Genomic DNA, 15,892 nt, shown 5'->3' with positions numbered 1-15,892 from the left:
ATTACGTTCCTTCGCCGGGCGTCTCGAACTCCTTGGCCCGCACCTTGTGCGCGATGCGGTCGAGCACGCCGTTCACCACCTTGGGCTCGTCCGCCTCGAAGAAGGCCTTGGCGATGTTGATGTACTCGTTGATGGTAACGCGCGCGGGCACGTCGCTGCGCTCGAGAAGCTCGAACACGCCGCCGCGCAGGATGGCCCGCAGGATGGAATCGACCCGCACCAGCCGCCAGCCCGTGCGGAGCTGCTGGTCCACGAGCGGATCGATCTCCCGCTGGCACCGCACGACGCCCTTCACGACATCGGCGAAGAACGTGGCATCGCCTCCCTCGAGGGAGGTCAGCGCCTCACCCTCTGCATCCGCCTCGTCCTTGTCCGCTTCGGGCCTGGCCGCCATGAACTGGTCGATAACCTCGCCGGCGTCCGTTCCCGCGAGATCCATCTGATAGAGCGCCTGCACGGCCGCCATGCGCGAAACCGTGCGCGGCTTCGGCGCGTCGCCGGCCGTCTTCTTTCGTCGGGGAAGGCTCATGGCACGCGCCGCCCGAGACGCTCGGCGATGCGGATCAGCCTGAGGCAGGCCCGCGCCGCATCCCCGCCCTTGCCATCGGCGCCGCCCTCCGCGCGGGCGCGCGCCTGGGCTTCCGTATCCACGGTCAGCACCGCGTTTCCGACCGGAATATTGTGCCGGATCGCCGTTTCCATCAGCCAGTGGTTCGTGTTGTTGCAGACGATGTCGTAGTGCGAGGTCTCGCCGCGGATGACGCAGCCGAGCACGATGACGCCCGCGTAGCGGCCGCCTTCACCGCCGCCGAACAGCCCGGCCGCGACCGCCTGCGCGAACGCCTGGGGAATTTCCAGCGCGCCCGGCACGGCGATCCGGTCATAGGCGGTGTCCGCCGCATCGAGAACGGCCACGGCGCCCTGCGCGAGCGCGTCGGTGATCTCCTTGTAGTACGGCGACTCGATGATGAGGATGCGCGCGGACGGACCGGAATGCAGGTCCATCTCGGGGCGCGAAGACGTTTCTGTCCTGACCATGGCTGAAGACTCGGCCGCCCTACTCGATCGCCCGCGTGCCGACGATGCGCAGCCCATAGGCATCGAGGCCGACGTACACGTCGTCGGGCGCATTGGTCAGCAGCACCATGTCGGACACCCCGAGCGCTCGGAGGATCTGCGAGCCGACGCCGATCTCGAGCTGCCGGCGTCCGTGCGCCGCACGCCCGTTCGGCTGCGGCTGCGTGCGCTGGTTGACCCAGTCCGAAACGCTTTTCGGCCCGAGATCGCGGATGAGCACGACGATCCCGCGCCCTTCCCGCTCGATCGCACGCATGGAGCGCGAGACCGTGTCGCCCGCTCCCCCGATGCCGAGGATGTCGGCAGGCGCGTTGATCGCATGCACGCGCACGAGGACCGGCCCTGGCGCCGAGAGATCACCCTTGACGAGCGCCAAGTGCTCGACCGGCTCCACCGTCGTCGTGAAGACGTGGAGATCGAAGAGGCCGCCGTAGGAGCTCTCCACCCGCGTCTGCGCCACTTGCCTCACGAGCCGGTCGTGCTTGAGGCGATAGGCGATGAGGTCTTCGATGGTGCCGATCTTGAGGCCGTGCCGCTGGGCGAACGGCACCAGATCCGGCACCCGCGACATGGTGCCGTCCTCGTTCATGATCTCGCAGATGACGGCCGCAGGATAGAGCCCTGCGAGCCGCGCCAGATCGACGGAGGCTTCCGTATGCCCGGCCCGGATCAGCACGCCGCCCTCGCGTGCGACGAGCGGGAACACATGCCCCGGGGAGACGATGTCGTTCGCTCCCTTGGTGGGGTCGATGGCCGTCGCGATCGTGCGCGCCCGGTCATGGGCGGAGATGCCCGTCGACACGCCTTCCCGCGCCTCGATCGACTGCGTGAACGCCGTGCGCTCGCGCGCCGCCTGCGTGCGCACCATGAACTCGAGGCTGAGCTCCTGGGCGCGCGATTGCATCAGCGCCAAGCAGATGAGCCCGCGCCCATGCTTGGCCATGAAATTGATCGCATCCGGCGTCGCCATCTGCGCCGGAATGACGAGGTCGCCCTCGTTCTCGCGGTTTTCGGCATCGACCAGCACGACCATGCGCCCGTTGCGCATGTCGTCCACGATCTCGGCCGTCGACGAAAGGAAACTGGCGCCTTCCGAATGCGCGATATTCTCGAGCCCGATGCTCACACCCGAAACTCCATGATGCGCGCCACGTAGCGCGCGAAGAGGTCGATCTCGACGTTCACCTCGTCGCCCGGCTTTTTGCGCCCCCACGTCGTCTGGGTCAAGGTCACCGGAATGAGATTGATGCCGAAACGCAAGCCTGCGACCTCGTTAACGGTGAGCGACGTGCCGTCAAGCGCCACCGAGCCCTTGGCGGCGACATAGGGGGCGAGATGCCGCGGCAATTCCAGGCGCACGCGCACGCTCTCGCCATCGGGCCGCATGTCGACGATCTGCGCGACGCCGTCCACGTGGCCGGAGACGATGTGCCCGCCGAGCTCGTCGCCCGCCTTGAGCGCGCGCTCGAGGTTGACCGGCCGGCCGGCCTGCCAGGAGTCCAGGGTGGTTTTCGAGAGCGTCTCGTTCGAGACATCGACGGTGAAGACCGAGCCATGCCCGTCGGGGCGCAGCGCCACGACGGAAAGACAGCAGCCGTCGCACGCGATCGACGCACCGAGCGCGATGCCCTCCGCGTCGTAGCCCGAGCGGATCGCGAACCGTCCGCCTTCGCGGCCGATCACCTCACCCACGTCCGTAATGATGCCTGTGAACACGAATGATGCCCCGCTCGGATCGGAATAACCTCGCCCGCCCCGCCCGCTCGCGCCTCACGCGCTCCGGCCGACACCGGGGCGCGGAAGATCGACGACCCGGTAGGTTGAAACCGCATCGGCACCGACACGCCGCTGCATGGTCAGCGCGAGATCTAGCCCCGGAGCGTAACGAACGGCAAGCGCCGAGGACGAAAGGTCGCCTTTCCCGCCGCCGAGCGCCTGGAACAGCACGACCTCGTCCACCAGCCGCTCCGCCGCGAAGGAGCGCCAGATGGCTTCGCCCCCTTCGACCAGGAGCCGCGTCACGCCCTCGTCGGCGAGCGTGCGGAGCACCCGTCCGGTGCGCAGCACTCCGCCCGCGGACGGCACGCTGAGGATGCGTGCGCCCCGCGCCTCGAGCACGCGCACCTTGTCCGCGTCGGGCGTTTCGCCCGTGAAGATCCATACCGGCACCTCCCGCGCCGTCCGCAGGAGCTTGAGGTCCGGGGAAAGATCGAGCGTCCGCGACAGAACGATCCGCACCGGCGTGCGGCCTGCAAGCCCGGGCAGGCGGCAGGTGAGCTCCGGGTCGTCGTCCCGCGCCGTCCCGGCGCCGATCAGAATGGCATCGCTCTCCGCCCTGAACCGGTGCGCCAGCGCCCGCGCCTCGACGCCAGTGACGAAGAGCGCCTGCCCCGCCTCGCCGCGCGGCAGCGCCCCGTCGTGCGCGAGCGCCATCTTGAGCGCGACGAACGGGCGGCGCGCGCCGACCCGCAGGATGTGGCCGAGCGTCACCCAGCGCGCCTCCTTGCCGCGGCATCCGACGTCGACCCGAATGCCGGCGTCGCGCAGCCGCGCGCTACCGGCTCCGCCCGTCCGTGGGTCCGGATCCTCGACGCCGATCACCACGCGCGCGAGCCCGGCTGCGATCACGGCATCCGCGCACGGCGGCGTCTGGCCGTGATGGGCGCAGGGCTCGAGCGTGACATAGAGCGTCGCGCCCTTCGCGCGCGCGCCGGCGCGGCGCAGCGCCTCCGTCTCCGCATGCGGCCGCCCGCCGGGCTGCGTCATGCCCCGCGCAATGACCTCGCCTGTCGTCTCGTCGGCGACGACGGCGCCCACGGATGGGTTGGGCGCAACCGTCCCGAGCCCACGCCTCGCCAGCGTGAGTGCGATCCTCATCATCTGCTCGTCGAAAGGCGTAAAGGTCATGGCTACCTATCTGTCTCCCTCCCCCTCACAGACCGAGGCGAAGGACCTCCTCGCGTCCGCACGCCGCAGCTCCCTGCCCGCTTTGCCGGCTGCCTGCTGCCCCACTCAAAGCTTCTTTGCCGCGCTGAGCACGTCGCCCATCCCGTCGTCGCCCGCGATCTCGCCGAGCACCTCCTGGAAATCTGCCGCTTCACGGAAATCGCGGTAGACGGAGGCGAAGCGCACGTAGGCCACCGGATCGAGCGCGCGCAGACCTTCCATTACATAGGCGCCGATGGTGGAGGACGGCACCTCGGTCTCTCCCGAGCTCTCGAGCTGGCGCACGATACCGGACACCATGCGGTCCACGCGCTCGGTCTCGATCGGACGCTTGCGCAGCGCCACCTCGACCGACTTCTGCAGCTTGTCGCGATCGAACGGCACCTTGCGCCCGCTCCGCTTGACGACGACGAGCTCGCGGAGCTGCACGCGCTCGAATGTCGTGAAGCGCCCGCCGCAGTCAGGACAGACCCTGCGCCGGCGGATGGCCGCGTTCTCCTCGGTGGGGCGGCTGTCCTTCACCTGCGTCTCCTCGCAGGAACAGTAGGGGCAGCGCATCTGATCGTCTCCAAACGAAAAAGCGCCGGGGCGAAGCGCTCCGGCGCCTTCTTCTAGTGCATGTTGCCGGCCGATGAAACGACCGGCCGCCGCCTCTCCCCATCGGCGCCCGTCGCGCCCAGCGACGCGGGGGTCCTGCAACGGCCGGGCTCCGGGCCCATCCAGGGCCGCAACCGCAGCCGTCGCCGCCTGGGGCCGGCCTCAGTAGATCGGGAAGCGCTTGCAGAGCTCGGTCGCTTCGGCCTTGACCTTCTCCTCGACCGCGCCGTTGCCCGCTTCCCCGTTCTTGGCAAGCCCTTCCAGAACCTCGGCGATCATGCGGCCGATGTCGCGGAACTCAGCTTCCCCGAAGCCGCGCGTGGTGCCGGCCGGCGCGCCGAGACGAATGCCGGACGTGACCATCGGCTTCTCCGGATCGAACGGGACGCCGTTCTTGTTGCAGGTGATGTGCGCACGCCCGAGCGACTTCTCCGAGATGTTGCCCGTGAGCTTCTTCGGACGCAGGTCGACCAGGATGAGGTGCGTATCCGTGCCGCCCGAGACCAGCGCGAAGCCGGCATCCACCAGCACCTGGCCCATGGCCTTGGCGTTGGTGATGACCTGCTTGGCATACTGCTTGAACTCCGGCGTCAGGATCTCGCCGAACGCCACCGCCTTGCCGGCGATGACATGCATCAGCGGGCCGCCCTGGATGCCCGGGAAGATCGCCGAGTTGACCTTCTTGGCGATGTCCTCGTCGTTGGTGAGGATCATGCCGCCGCGCGGGCCGCGCAGCGTCTTGTGCGTGGTCGTGGTGACCACGTGCGCGTGCGGGAACGGCGAGGGATGCTCGCCGGCGGCGACGAGGCCGGCGAAGTGGGCCATGTCGACCATCAGGTGCGCGCCGACCTCATCGGCAATCGAGCGGAACGCCGCAAAATCGAACTGGCGCGGATAGGCGGAGCCGCCGGCAATGATGATGCGCGGCTTCTCGGCCTTTGCGATCTCGCGCACCTTGTTCATGTCGACGCGATGCGTGTCGGGCTCGACCTGGTAGTGCACCGCGCGGAACCACTTGCCGGACTGGTTCACCGTCGCGCCGTGCGTGAGGTGGCCGCCGTGAGCGAGATTGAGGCCGAGGATGGTATCGCCCGGCTTGGCAAGCGCGTTGAACACGCCCTGGTTGGCCTGCGAGCCCGAGTTCGGCTGCACGTTGGCGAAGCCGCAGCCGAAGATCTTCTTGGCGCGGTCGATGGCGAGGGTCTCGACGATGTCCACGTACTGGCAGCCGCCGTAGTAGCGCTTGCCCGGATAGCCCTCGGCATACTTGTTGGTGAGCACGCTGCCGGCCGCATCGAGCACTGCGCGCGAAACGATGTTCTCGGAGGCGATGAGCTCGATCTCGTACTGCTGGCGGCCAAGCTCCTTGTCGATCGCCGACGCGACCTCCGAATCCGTCTCAGCGAGCGGCGTTTTGAAAAAGCGGGCGGTCGGGCTCTTTGACATGACGTTTCCTCTGCGTCGGCTTTGTGGAAATGAATGGGAAAAGAACAGATGGAGGCGTATCGGCGAAAGAAGAGGCTGCGGCGCGCGCAAATCCCTTCTGGAAAAGGCTGCGGCTCAGGGTCCCTGCTTTCGCACGCCACTTACCATGCGCCAGAGAGCAGCAACAGGGAAGGCCGCGTCGCACCCATCTGGGTGGGTGTGCGCCGCAATATATGGGTAGGAGGAACGGCGGGACGGCTGCTATTCGGCAGCAAGCTTGCCGGTGCGGCGGACGGCGGCCGGGCAGGCAGCCCAAAGCTCGCTCAGCGCCACCGTCAAGGCGTCCATCTGCGCGTCCGTGTGATACGGCCCCGGCGTCAGCCGGATGCGCTCCGTACCCCGCGGCACGGTCGGGTAGTTGATGGGCTGCACGTAGATGCCATGCCGATCGAGCAGGCGGTCGGTCACTTCTTTGCAGTGGACCGGATCGCCGATCAGGACCGGCACGATGTGGCTCTGGTTCGGGAACACCGGCAGCCCGGCGTTCACGAGGCGCGTCTTGAGGGCGCGCACCCGTTCCTGGTGGCGCGCCCGCTCGAGCGAGCTGCCCCTGAGATGGCGGATGCTGGCCAACGCGCCGGCCGCGATCGCGGGCGCCAGCGACGTCGTGAAGATGAACCCCGGCGCAAACGAGCGGATCGCATCGCAGAGGTCGCGCGTGCCGGCGATGTAACCGCCCATGACGCCGAAGCCCTTGGCCAGCGTGCCGTTGATCACGTCGACGCGCCCCATCACGCCGTCGCGCTCGGCGATGCCGCCGCCGTGCGGACCGTACATGCCGACCGCGTGCACCTCGTCGAGATAGGTCAGCGCGCCGTACTTCTCGGCAAGGTCGCAGATCGTTCCGATAGGAGCGATATGGCCGTCCATCGAGTACACGCTCTCGAAGGCGATGATCTTCGGCGTATCGAGCGGCACCTGCTTCAGCTTGGCCTCGAGATCGGCGATATCGTTGTGACGGAAGATGCGCTTCTCGGAGCCGCCGTGCCGGATGCCCTCGATCATCGAGGCATGGTTCTTCTCATCCGAGAAGATGATGCAGCCGGGAAACAGCTTCGCGAGCGTCGAGAGCGCCGCCTCGTTGGCGACGAAGGCCGATGTGAAGAGCAGCGCCTGCTCCTTGTCGTGGAGGCCCGCAAGCTCGCGCTCGAGCTCGACATGGTAGTGCGTCGTCCCGGAGATGTTGCGCGTCCCGCCCGAGCCCGCACCCACGCTGTCGATCGCCTCGTGCATGGCCGCGACGACCTTGGGATGCTGCCCCATGCCGAGGTAGTCGTTCGAGCACCAGACGACGATCGGCTTGGTTCCTGCCGGTGTGACGTGGACGGCGGCCGGGAATGCTCCGCGATGGCGCTTCACGTCGGCGAAAACGCGGTAACGGCCCTCCTGGCGGATTGCATCCAAGGAGGCTTTCAACTGCCGCGCGTAGTCAACCATCGACGTGTTTCCTCGAGCTTCGGTCTTTTTGATTTGCCGCTGGTTCTAGCGGCAGAGGCCCCATAACGCCAGCATCTATCGAACAGTATTACAGTGCAACGGGTGTTATGTCGCGGCGGCCCACCCTGTTACCGGAGCGAACCTGAACGTCATCCCAACGGGAGTCCAGTCTTTGCGATATTGCAGCACGGGATCCTGCGCGTATTGACCTAAGTCAATCCGGTGGGCACGCCACCTCAGTACGAGGTCGCGATCTCCGCCACGCCGTCGCGATTGTAGAGGTCCCGGCGGAACTGGATGGTACCGTCCTCGGTCGCCCAGGCTGTGATGTAGACGAAATGCAGAGGCACGGGCGTCGCGAGTCGCACGTCCTTGCGCTCACCGGTGGCCTTCATTTTCTCGACCTTCTCCGGAGTCCAGCCGTCGTTCTGCCCCAAGAGCCAGTAGGCCAGCCGCTCGATGTTGTGCACGCGGATGCACCCCGAGCTGGCGGCTCGGAAATTGCGCCCGAACAGCCCCTCGGACGGGCTGTCGTGCATGTAGACGGACTCGCCTGAGGCGAAGTTGATCTTCACGAAGCCGAGCGGATTGTCTTTTCCGGGCGGCTGCCGGTATGAGTAGGACTTCACCGTGGACGAATTCCAGTCGACCTTCTCCGGATCGACCTTCCTGCCGTCGCTGTAAGCCTCGATGCCGGTCTTGACCAGCACGTTCTCGCCCTTGGCCTGCATCTCGCGGCCTTGGGGGATGAGGTCCTTCTGGATGACCGTCGGCGGCAGCCGCCAGACGGGGTTGAAGTTCATCTCCGTGATCGTCGAGCGGAGCAGCGGCGTCGGCCGGTCGACCTTGCCGACGACCCCCGTATGGCGCGAGATCACCTTGTTGAGGGCCACCGCCTCGACCTGGGCGGCGGGAATATTGACGATCACGTACTTGCGCTGCGGCTTCACCACGGCGGCCATCTCCGTCAGCCGCCTGAGGTTGGTCTTGAGCTGCTTCAGCCGGTCCTCGGCCGTCACGTTGAGCGCTGCGACGGTCGTCTCGTCGAGCCTGCCGTTCGGCGTCAAACCGTTGGTGGTCTGATAAGCCTTGAGCGCCTCGACCAGCGTGCCGTCGAGCGTCGTCCCGCCCGCCGCGCTCGCCGGCAGCTCGCCCGAGACGATGAGGCGGTCGCGAAGCTCGACGATCGCGAAGTGATCCTCGCCCGGCTTCACGCGCGCGGACGGCACCGATTTCCAGCCGCCGGCGGCAACGATGTCCTCATAGCGCGCGATCGCCGCCTTGGTCGCGGCGATATTGGCCGAGGAGAGCGTGGGGAAGCCCGGTGGCGGATTGCGCTCGAACGCCTTGAGCTGCTCGCGCTCCGTCGTCGCGTCGCCGGCACCACGACCCGTGGGGCCGAACTGCAGGGTCCAGAGGTCGTCCAAGGCGCACGCTGCACTGTGAGACAGCACGAGCACGGCCGCCGCCGCGCCGAGCTTCCGGCACAGCCTGCGACGGCCGGTGATGAACGAAGCCCCCATGGAGTTCCCCCGCCGGATCGCGTTGATCTCCGCTCGCGTGCCCATCCCGCAAACCCAGAGCAACGCCCGCAGAGCCATGACCCGGGAAGCATGGCATGTTCCAGCTTTGACAAAAAGCCCTCGCCGGCGGCCGGACGCGGAGGTGGTGCCGGCCCGCCACAAGGCATCGGCAGAGGCCGCGGGCAGCCGATCCAGCGGGGCTGATTCGTCTGTCGCGGCGCAAAAAAGGGGCGCGATGCACGCGCCCCTTGTTCGTTGAACCTCTCCGTGTCTCTCAGAGACGATAGCGGATCTGGTCCGTCCAGAAGCGCTCGAGGCGCGCCAGCGCCTTGTTGAGCCCCTTGAGCTCCTCGCCCGTCACCTGCGCCACGGCCTCGACCGAGCCGAGCTGGCGCTGGTAGAGGCGCTGCACGACCTCCGCGGCCTGCCGGCCCTTGGCCGAGAGCGAGACGCGCACGCTGCGCTTGTCGGTCTCGCTACGCTCGTAATCGACGTAGCCCATCTCGACGAGCTTTTTGAGATTGTAGGAGACGTTCGAGCCCATGTAGAGCCCGCGGCTCTTGAGCTCGCCCGCCGTCAGCTCGTTGTCGCCCATGTTATAAAGCAAGAGCGCCTGCACGGCGTTGAGGTCCGAGCTGCCGGTACGGTCGAACTCGTCCTTGACCACATCGAGCAGCAGCCGGTGCAGACGCTCGATCAGATGAAGGCTCTGGACGTACTCCGAACGGAGATGGGGATCCTGGTTTTCGGGCGCGCGATCGCGCGCCGCTTTGATAGCGGTACTCATACCCTGCCTCACTCGACAACCTGTTTGACGCGACCGATTTTTCGGTTCTGTCGTCAGACTACGGGAGACACATAAAAATTAGCTCAATCTGTTCGGTAAACCGCGGGTAAATCACAGTCCCCGCCTCGTACAGAGGCGCGGCGAGCCGGAAGCGGCAGCCATCGCCCGGAGCGTCGGCGGCGCCCACCCTCACGCCCGCGCCGCCTGCATCTCCTCGCGCGTCGGCAACACCAGCTCGCCGGCGCCGAGCGGCGCGAAATAAGCGTCCAGCATAGCATCCGAGACGTCCTCGAGACGCTGAGGCGCCCAGCGCGGCGCGCCGTCCTTGTCGATGAGCGCGGCCCGCACGCCCTCGTAGAAGTCGCCGCCTCCCGCGCCGTCGCCTTCGAGGATGCGAACCGCGAGCCGGTAGTCGACCTGCAGCGTCTGCCTGAGATCGAGAGCCTGCGCCTCGCGGATGTGCCGGTGCGTGATCTTGAGCGAGAGCGGGGAGCACCGCTTGAGATCGGCGGCGACGCGCTGCGCCCAGTCTCGATGCTCCCCCTCGAGCGCCTCGAGCCGCGCCACGATGTCCTCGACGCGCACGGCCGAGAAGCAGCGGTCGATCGCTTCGCGATAGGGCGCGAGCTCGCCCGCCTCCGGCTCCCGATGCCGCTCGTCGAGCACCGTATCGACGGGCCAGGTGTCCGCGAGCGCTGCCTTGATCGCACCGAAGTCCGTCGAATCGATGCAGTGCGTGACGAGCCCCAGCGCATAAGCCTCGGCGCGGCCGATGCGACGCCCGGTGAGCCCGAGGTACATGCCCACGTGGTCCGGAAGCCGCGCGAGCACATGGCAGATGCCGACGTCGGGAAAGAGCCCGATCAGCGTCTCGGGCATCGCGAAGGCGTAGCCTTCCCCCGCCACGCGGTGCGTGCCGAACTGCGTAATGCCGACGCCACCACCCATGACCATGCCGTTGATCAGCGGCACCGTCGGCTTGGAGAAGCACTCGCACTGCCAGTTGAGTGCGTATTCGTCGGCGAACGCCTTCGCGCCTGCGGCAAGCCCTGTCCGCACGAGCCCGATCACCTCGCGCACGTCGGAGCCCGCGGAGAACGCACGCGGGCTCTCCGACTGGAGAGCGACGGCATAGACCTGGGGATCACGCGCGGCGGACCACAGGCATCGGGCGAGCGCGGCGCGCATGTGCTGCGTGAGCGCGTTGAGCGCCTTCGGTCGGTTGAGCGTGACGAGCGCGAGCGTCCCCTGCATCTCGACTTTCAGCGTCTCGTCGGCCGTCTCGGTCATGCGTCTCTCCGATGGGGTGGAAATTCGTCGCCGCGCCACCAATGTGAGGAGTGGGGACAGGCGCCTTTTGGGGCCACATTTGGCGGCTATACAATCTCTCGTGACGGGATGAAACTGCCTGTCTGATTCGCCCCGCCGGGCGCGCCGCGCCCCGTAGCGGCAACGAACATCCGGCCGGACCGTCAGCCCCTCCGAGACCGTGGAAGAGCAGGACACCATGGATCAGAGAGTCCAGGGATCAGGATGAGCCTCACGACCACCCCTCTGGCACGCACGTGCGCCGCCGTCGCCTTGGCCTTCGTCGGGGCGGAGAGTTCCGTGGCGCATGCGGCGGACCAGTCGCTGACGGGCGCGGTGATCGGCGCATTCGAGACCATCGTCATCGATACCACCAAGGCCGCGTCGAAGGCCAAGTCGGCCGCAAAGGACGCACTCGCCACCGGCAAGTCGAAGCCGAAGGCCGACGCGGCCGCGAACGAAAAAGCCGCACCCGCCGAGCCGGCCAAGGCAGCGGGCAACGCCGGCGACAGCGATCCGAAAACCGGAACCGTCGAAGCCGCAAAGCCCGCGGGATCGGTGGCCGAATGGCCGGCCGTGGAGGTCGAGCTGGCGAAAGCGCGCTGCACGCAACTGCTCAAGGGGGTCGACGCCGTGGCGATCCCTGAGCCGCCGTTCCGGAAGGGTGATTGCGGGGCCATGGCGCCCATGCGCCTGATTTCCATCGGCAAGAACCCCGAGGTCTCGTTCTCGCCGCCGCCCGTCGTCTCCTGCGACCTCATCGTCGGCCTCACCCGATGGGTGAAGGACGAGGTTCAGCCTGCCGCGAAAAAGCACCTCGGCTCCGAGGTGATCCGCATCGAATCGATGAGCGATTATTCCTGCCGCATGGCCTACGGCCGCATCGGCAACAAGCTCTCCGAGCACGGCAAGGCCAACGCGCTCGACATTCGCGGCTTCACCACCCGCAAGGGCCAGCAGGCCGTCGTGCTGACCGATTGGGGTCGCAACAGGCGCGATATCGCCAAAGAGATCGCGGCCGCAAAAGCGGCAGCGACCAAGGCGGCCGACGCCCGCGCCGCGGCGGGGACGGAAAGTGCCGCACGCCGAGAGGCGGCCGACGCCACGGAGAAGTCGGAGCCGACCGGCAGCAAGCTGCCGCGCAAGACGCTCACCGAGGGTCTCCCTCCGAAAAAAGACAATCTCACCCTCCCCGCCTCGGTGACGGAGGACGAATCCAGGGCGCGCCTGCGCCCCGGCGCGGCAGACGCCGGCAAGACGGGGAACGAGGCCAAGAAGCGCAAGGACGCGAGCCTGAACAAGGACGCCGGTCTGAAAAAGACCCGCCACGACGAGACCGTCGCCGCTCTCCCCGGAGCCGCAACGGACGGGATCACGCCGCCGCCCCCAAAAACGCCCAAAGCGCGCTTCCTGCGGGAGATCCACGGGTCGGGCTGCCAGATTTTCGGCACCACCCTCGGCCCGGAGGCGAACGAGGCCCATCGCAACCACCTGCACGTCGATATGGCCGAGCGGAAATACAAGAAGATCTGCGATTGACCCTGCCCGGCTGAAGGAGTTGCATCGGGCGCCCGGTGGCGGGATGGTTCCATCACGCCGGGCGACCGTCCGCGACCCTTATTTGCCAAGGCTGAGACCCCCCGTGATCCTGCGCACGCCTTCCTCCACCTCCCTTCCGACCGCACCTTCGCCATCCGCCGGCAGCTATCCGGCCGTCCGTCTGCGGCGCAACCGCCGCGCGCCCTGGTCGCGCCGGCTGGTCGCCGAAACCGGGCTCGCGGTCGACGACCTCATCTGGCCGCTGTTCGTCATCGAGGGGAAGGGAGAGCACGAGGCCGTCGCCTCCATGCCCGGCGTCGAGCGCCGCAGCATCGATCTCGTCGTCGAGGCGGCGCGGGCGGCCGAGCAGCTCGGCATCCCGGCGATCGCCCTCTTTCCGAACACCGACCCCAAGCTACGCAGCGACGACGGCGGCGAAGCATTGAACCCCGACAACCTGGTCTGCCGCGCCACGCGCGCCGTCAAGGAGGCCGGGATCGACATCGGCGTCATCCTCGATGTGGCACTCGATCCCTACACGAGCCACGGCCACGACGGCCTCCTGATCGACGGCGAGATCGCCAACGACGCCACGGTCGACGCGCTCGTGCGCCAGTCGCTGGTTCAGGCGGAGGCCGGGGCCGACATCCTGGCGCCGTCCGACATGATGGACGGGCGCATCGGCGCCATCCGCCGCGCGCTCGAGGAGAACGGGCACGCCGGCACGCAGATCATGTCCTACGCTGCGAAATACGCCAGCGCCTTCTATGGGCCGTTCCGCGATGCGGTGGGCTCGGGCGGCCTCCTCAAGGGCGACAAGCGCTCCTACCAGATGGACCCGGCCAACGGCGACGAAGCGTTGCGCGAGGTGGCGCTCGATCTCGCCGAGGGTGCCGACATGGTGATGGTGAAGCCCGGCCTGCCCTATCTCGATATCGTGCGCCGCGTGTCGGACGCCTACAAGGTGCCGACGTTCGCCTATCAGGTGTCGGGCGAGTACGCGATGATCATGGCTGCCGCCGAGAGAGGCTGGCTCGATGCGGACAAGGCCATCGTCGAGAGCCTGCTGGCGTTCAAGCGGGCCGGGGCTGCGGGCGTCTTCACCTATTTCGCCCCGCACGCGGCCAAGCTCATCACCTGACTGGCGCCGGTCGAAGCTGCCGGCACTCCTCGCTCCATTACCACTGCGAAGCGGCCGCGACGGGACGCGGGCCTCAGACCAGCGTCAGAGCTCGCCGCCGAGGGCGTTGTTGGTGCGCCAGGAGAACGGCTGCCCTACGAGCCGGCGATAGAGACGCGGCGCAAGCGGCAGCACGGTCCAGCCCACGAGATTGGCCAGAGCGGCGCCGACCTGCAGCGGACCGAACTCGATCTCGAGCACGAACAGAGCAAGCAGCATGACCGACAGCACCGCCATGGCGGCGCTGAGGCCGATATAGAGGATCATGAATGTCGCATCGTAGGCGATGGAGCGTGGATCGTTCATCGGAGTCTCCGATCATCTCGGCTGACGAAGGCGAATGGCGCATCCTGAGAAACCCTTGCGTCGCCGTCGGTTCCACGAGGAACAAACGGCCAGGACGCGCGCGCCTTGCGATGTACTGATGAAAGAATGCGGGAGAAGCGGGATTCGCGATAGCGGAAAATCGCCGGATCCGCTCCCGGCTGGGGCACTTCGCCGGCGGTGTGAGTCCATGCCGACACAGATGACGGCGTGTGACGGCCCGAGGCTACCGCCTCGGCCTCAGCGCCGCACGCGCCGGCGCTGCATGTCGAGCGGCGCGTCCGCCGGCGGCTCGAAATCCTGCCCGTCGGACCCGGCCTCGCCGTCGTCGGGCCTCACGGACGGCTGCTGCTGGGCGACCGCGTTGCGCGGTTTCTGGCAATCGGTCAGCCAGACGTCGAACACCGGATGCTCGACCGCGTTGAGCCCCGGGCTCTCCGCGAACATCCACCCTGTGAAGATGCGCTTCTGGCTCCCGTCGAGTCCGACCTCGTCTACCTCGACGAACGACGTGGTCTTCGGCTGCTCCGTCGGCGGGCGCGAATAGCAGGCGCGCGGCGTCACCTTGAGCGCGCCGAACTGCACCGTCTCGTTGATCGGCACCTCGAGCGTCTTGATGGTCGCTGTCACCTTGTCGAGCGCCGAGAACACGGCGACGCGGTTGTCGTAACGCGCATCCGCTTCGGCAACGGGCGCGAGAAGAAGCAGAGGCGCCGCCAGCGCCAAGGTCCTCGTCGCAATCGTCACCGGATCTGACCTTTGGCCGCTCATGCGCGCGCGCGTTCCTGTCGGGATGGGCCGTGGAGGCCCCTTGCGAGCGCCCATCTGCGCCTCAACGATGGCACGGCCAAGACGGACGCGTGCGGGCCGGCGTCTATTCCGGCTGCCAGGGCTTATAGTCACCCGTCGCCCTGGGACGCTGGCCGGCGCCGAGGATCGACCCCGCCGGACGGTAGGCTGCCGGCGTTCCCGTCATGTTGGGCCGGTGCGGCTTCTGCCACGGCTTCGCCGTGTATTTTTCTTCGGTCGGGGGCGTATCGACGGTGTAATGCAGCCATCCGTGCCACTCGGGCGGCACTTTCGAGGGATCGGCGAGATCCGTGTAGGTCACCCAGCGGCGAGGCCGGCCGAGCGGCCCCTCGCGGCCGACGCCTTTGATCTGCTCATAGTAGCTGTTGCCGAACGAGTCCTTGCCGACGAAGCGGCCCTGCCGCGCGATGGTGAGCCGCGTGCCCCAGGTATTGCCACCCCACCAACTGAAGATCTCGCTGAAAATCCCCATACCCGCTCGCCTCCGCACCGCTTTTCTTTTTTCCGATTAACGCGTCCCCCGCCGAAGCGCCAGTGCGCATTCTCCCACACCCGGCTCTGCCCCACACCCCTCACCCCTGCCCCGGCTTACCCCCGCCTACTGCCTCCTCCACCCCTACCCACAGCCTCTGCCTCACCCTGCCTGTTGCCTGTTGCCCGCTGCCTGCCGCCACTACGCATTGCCTACTGCCTACTGCCTACTGCCTACTGCCTACTGCCCGTTGCCTGCTGCTCTCCCCTGCCTGTTGCCCGCTACCCGACCTCCCTGCTGCCAAATTACAACACCAGCCTCAATACCCGCCGTCCCGGAATCGCATTATCGTCTGTCGGCCGCGGGTGCCGCCCGCTTTTCGGGCTTTTGCACATCCCCGGCTCAAA

Annotated in this window: 16 protein-coding genes; 2 read left to right on the top strand and 14 right to left on the bottom strand. The window is 67.4% G+C overall.

The window, feature by feature from the left end; translation table 11 throughout:
* Position 1 precedes the first annotated feature (1 nt).
* From nusB to V7082_RS07625, 11 genes are all read right to left on the bottom strand, one after another.
* Positions 2-529, bottom strand: a complete 528-nt coding sequence (gene nusB, locus V7082_RS07675; RefSeq protein WP_334147345.1) for a transcription antitermination factor NusB — start codon at positions 527-529, stop codon at positions 2-4.
* On the bottom strand, positions 526-1,038 hold the full coding sequence (gene ribH / locus V7082_RS07670) for a 6,7-dimethyl-8-ribityllumazine synthase (protein ID WP_334147343.1): 513 nt from the start codon (positions 1,036-1,038) through the stop codon (positions 526-528). Before ribH ends, nusB begins: the two co-directional genes overlap by 4 nt.
* Positions 1,039-1,057: 19 nt before the next feature.
* Positions 1,058-2,203, bottom strand: a complete 1,146-nt coding sequence (gene ribB, locus V7082_RS07665) for a 3,4-dihydroxy-2-butanone-4-phosphate synthase (RefSeq protein ID WP_442909766.1) — start codon at positions 2,201-2,203, stop codon at positions 1,058-1,060.
* Positions 2,200-2,793, bottom strand: coding sequence for a riboflavin synthase (locus tag V7082_RS07660; RefSeq protein ID WP_334147341.1), 594 nt, complete (start codon positions 2,791-2,793; stop codon positions 2,200-2,202). The genes ribB and V7082_RS07660 overlap by 4 nt, the downstream gene beginning before the upstream one ends.
* Positions 2,794-2,847: 54 nt before the next feature.
* Entirely contained in the window at positions 2,848-3,984 is a 1,137-nt protein-coding gene (ribD, locus tag V7082_RS07655) for a bifunctional diaminohydroxyphosphoribosylaminopyrimidine deaminase/5-amino-6-(5-phosphoribosylamino)uracil reductase RibD (RefSeq protein ID WP_334147339.1), read from the bottom strand.
* A gap of 105 nt (positions 3,985-4,089) precedes the next feature.
* Positions 4,090-4,581, bottom strand: a complete 492-nt coding sequence (gene nrdR / locus V7082_RS07650) for a transcriptional regulator NrdR (RefSeq protein WP_334147337.1) — start codon at positions 4,579-4,581, stop codon at positions 4,090-4,092.
* 201 nt (positions 4,582-4,782) lie between these two features.
* Positions 4,783-6,066, bottom strand: a complete 1,284-nt coding sequence (gene glyA, locus V7082_RS07645) for a serine hydroxymethyltransferase (RefSeq protein WP_334147335.1) — start codon at positions 6,064-6,066, stop codon at positions 4,783-4,785.
* Between the two features lie 240 nt (positions 6,067-6,306).
* On the bottom strand, positions 6,307-7,542 hold the full coding sequence (gene hemA, locus V7082_RS07640) for a 5-aminolevulinate synthase (protein ID WP_334147333.1): 1,236 nt from the start codon (positions 7,540-7,542) through the stop codon (positions 6,307-6,309).
* A 236-nt stretch (positions 7,543-7,778) separates the two neighbouring features.
* Positions 7,779-9,065: a L,D-transpeptidase family protein gene (locus V7082_RS07635; protein ID WP_334147332.1), complete on the bottom strand. Its 1,287-nt coding sequence runs from the start codon at positions 9,063-9,065 to the stop codon at positions 7,779-7,781.
* Between the two features lie 274 nt (positions 9,066-9,339).
* Positions 9,340-9,852 (bottom strand): transcriptional regulator LdtR, encoded by a 513-nt coding sequence (gene ldtR / locus V7082_RS07630; protein ID WP_334147331.1) that lies wholly within the window; start codon positions 9,850-9,852, stop codon positions 9,340-9,342.
* Positions 9,853-10,041: 189 nt separating this feature from the next.
* The gene (locus V7082_RS07625) at positions 10,042-11,142 is read right to left on the bottom strand and encodes an enoyl-CoA hydratase/isomerase family protein (protein WP_334147329.1); all 1,101 of its coding nucleotides are present in this window, start codon (positions 11,140-11,142) and stop codon (positions 10,042-10,044) included.
* 243 nt (positions 11,143-11,385) lie between these two features.
* On the opposite strand from V7082_RS07625, the gene V7082_RS07620 reads away from it, so the two are divergent.
* Together V7082_RS07620 and hemB are read left to right on the top strand one after the other, a co-directional pair.
* Entirely contained in the window at positions 11,386-12,699 is a 1,314-nt protein-coding gene (locus tag V7082_RS07620; RefSeq protein WP_334147327.1) for an extensin-like domain-containing protein, read from the top strand.
* Positions 12,700-12,802: 103 nt separating this feature from the next.
* Complete coding sequence (hemB, locus tag V7082_RS07615) at positions 12,803-13,840, top strand: porphobilinogen synthase (protein ID WP_334147325.1); 1,038 nt, start codon at positions 12,803-12,805, stop codon at positions 13,838-13,840.
* Between the two features lie 84 nt (positions 13,841-13,924).
* Here hemB and V7082_RS07610 read toward each other — a convergent pair whose 3' ends face one another.
* The 3 genes from V7082_RS07610 to V7082_RS07600 all read right to left on the bottom strand — a co-directional run bounded on the left by V7082_RS07610 (position 13,925) and on the right by V7082_RS07600 (position 15,485).
* Positions 13,925-14,185 (bottom strand): hypothetical protein, encoded by a 261-nt coding sequence (locus tag V7082_RS07610; RefSeq protein WP_334147323.1) that lies wholly within the window; start codon positions 14,183-14,185, stop codon positions 13,925-13,927.
* 258 nt (positions 14,186-14,443) lie between these two features.
* Positions 14,444-14,974: a DUF2155 domain-containing protein gene (locus V7082_RS07605; RefSeq protein ID WP_334147321.1), complete on the bottom strand. Its 531-nt coding sequence runs from the start codon at positions 14,972-14,974 to the stop codon at positions 14,444-14,446.
* A 103-nt stretch (positions 14,975-15,077) separates the two neighbouring features.
* Entirely contained in the window at positions 15,078-15,485 is a 408-nt protein-coding gene (locus tag V7082_RS07600) for an NADH:ubiquinone oxidoreductase subunit NDUFA12 (RefSeq protein ID WP_334147320.1), read from the bottom strand.
* Between the last annotated feature and the right edge of the window lie 407 nt (positions 15,486-15,892).

Origin of the sequence: Hyphomicrobium sp. (assembly GCF_036833075.1) — a bacterium.
Taxonomy (GTDB): domain Bacteria; phylum Pseudomonadota; class Alphaproteobacteria; order Rhizobiales; family Hyphomicrobiaceae; genus Hyphomicrobium_C.
Note: the sequence above shows the minus strand (reverse complement) of the source record. Positions and strands in the feature narration are given on the sequence as shown.

Excerpts from the sequence above, each read along its gene's own strand:
- nusB (WP_334147345.1), bottom strand. The coding sequence starts at position 529 with ATGAGCCTTCCCCGACGAAAGAAGACGGCCGGCGACGCGCCGAAGCCG.
- ribH (WP_334147343.1), bottom strand. The coding sequence starts at position 1,038 with ATGGTCAGGACAGAAACGTCTTCGCGCCCCGAGATGGACCTGCATTCC.
- ribD (WP_334147339.1), bottom strand. The coding sequence starts at position 3,984 with ATGACCTTTACGCCTTTCGACGAGCAGATGATGAGGATCGCACTCACG.
- nrdR (WP_334147337.1), bottom strand. The coding sequence starts at position 4,581 with ATGCGCTGCCCCTACTGTTCCTGCGAGGAGACGCAGGTGAAGGACAGC.
- glyA (WP_334147335.1), bottom strand. The coding sequence starts at position 6,066 with ATGTCAAAGAGCCCGACCGCCCGCTTTTTCAAAACGCCGCTCGCTGAG.
- hemA (WP_334147333.1), bottom strand. The coding sequence starts at position 7,542 with ATGGTTGACTACGCGCGGCAGTTGAAAGCCTCCTTGGATGCAATCCGC.
- V7082_RS07635 (WP_334147332.1), bottom strand. The coding sequence starts at position 9,065 with ATGGGGGCTTCGTTCATCACCGGCCGTCGCAGGCTGTGCCGGAAGCTC.
- ldtR (WP_334147331.1), bottom strand. The coding sequence starts at position 9,852 with ATGAGTACCGCTATCAAAGCGGCGCGCGATCGCGCGCCCGAAAACCAG.
- V7082_RS07625 (WP_334147329.1), bottom strand. The coding sequence starts at position 11,142 with ATGACCGAGACGGCCGACGAGACGCTGAAAGTCGAGATGCAGGGGACG.
- V7082_RS07620 (WP_334147327.1), top strand. The coding sequence starts at position 11,386 with ATGAGCCTCACGACCACCCCTCTGGCACGCACGTGCGCCGCCGTCGCC.
- V7082_RS07610 (WP_334147323.1), bottom strand. The coding sequence starts at position 14,185 with ATGAACGATCCACGCTCCATCGCCTACGATGCGACATTCATGATCCTC.
- V7082_RS07605 (WP_334147321.1), bottom strand. The coding sequence starts at position 14,974 with ATGAGCGGCCAAAGGTCAGATCCGGTGACGATTGCGACGAGGACCTTG.
- V7082_RS07600 (WP_334147320.1), bottom strand. The coding sequence starts at position 15,485 with ATGGGGATTTTCAGCGAGATCTTCAGTTGGTGGGGTGGCAATACCTGG.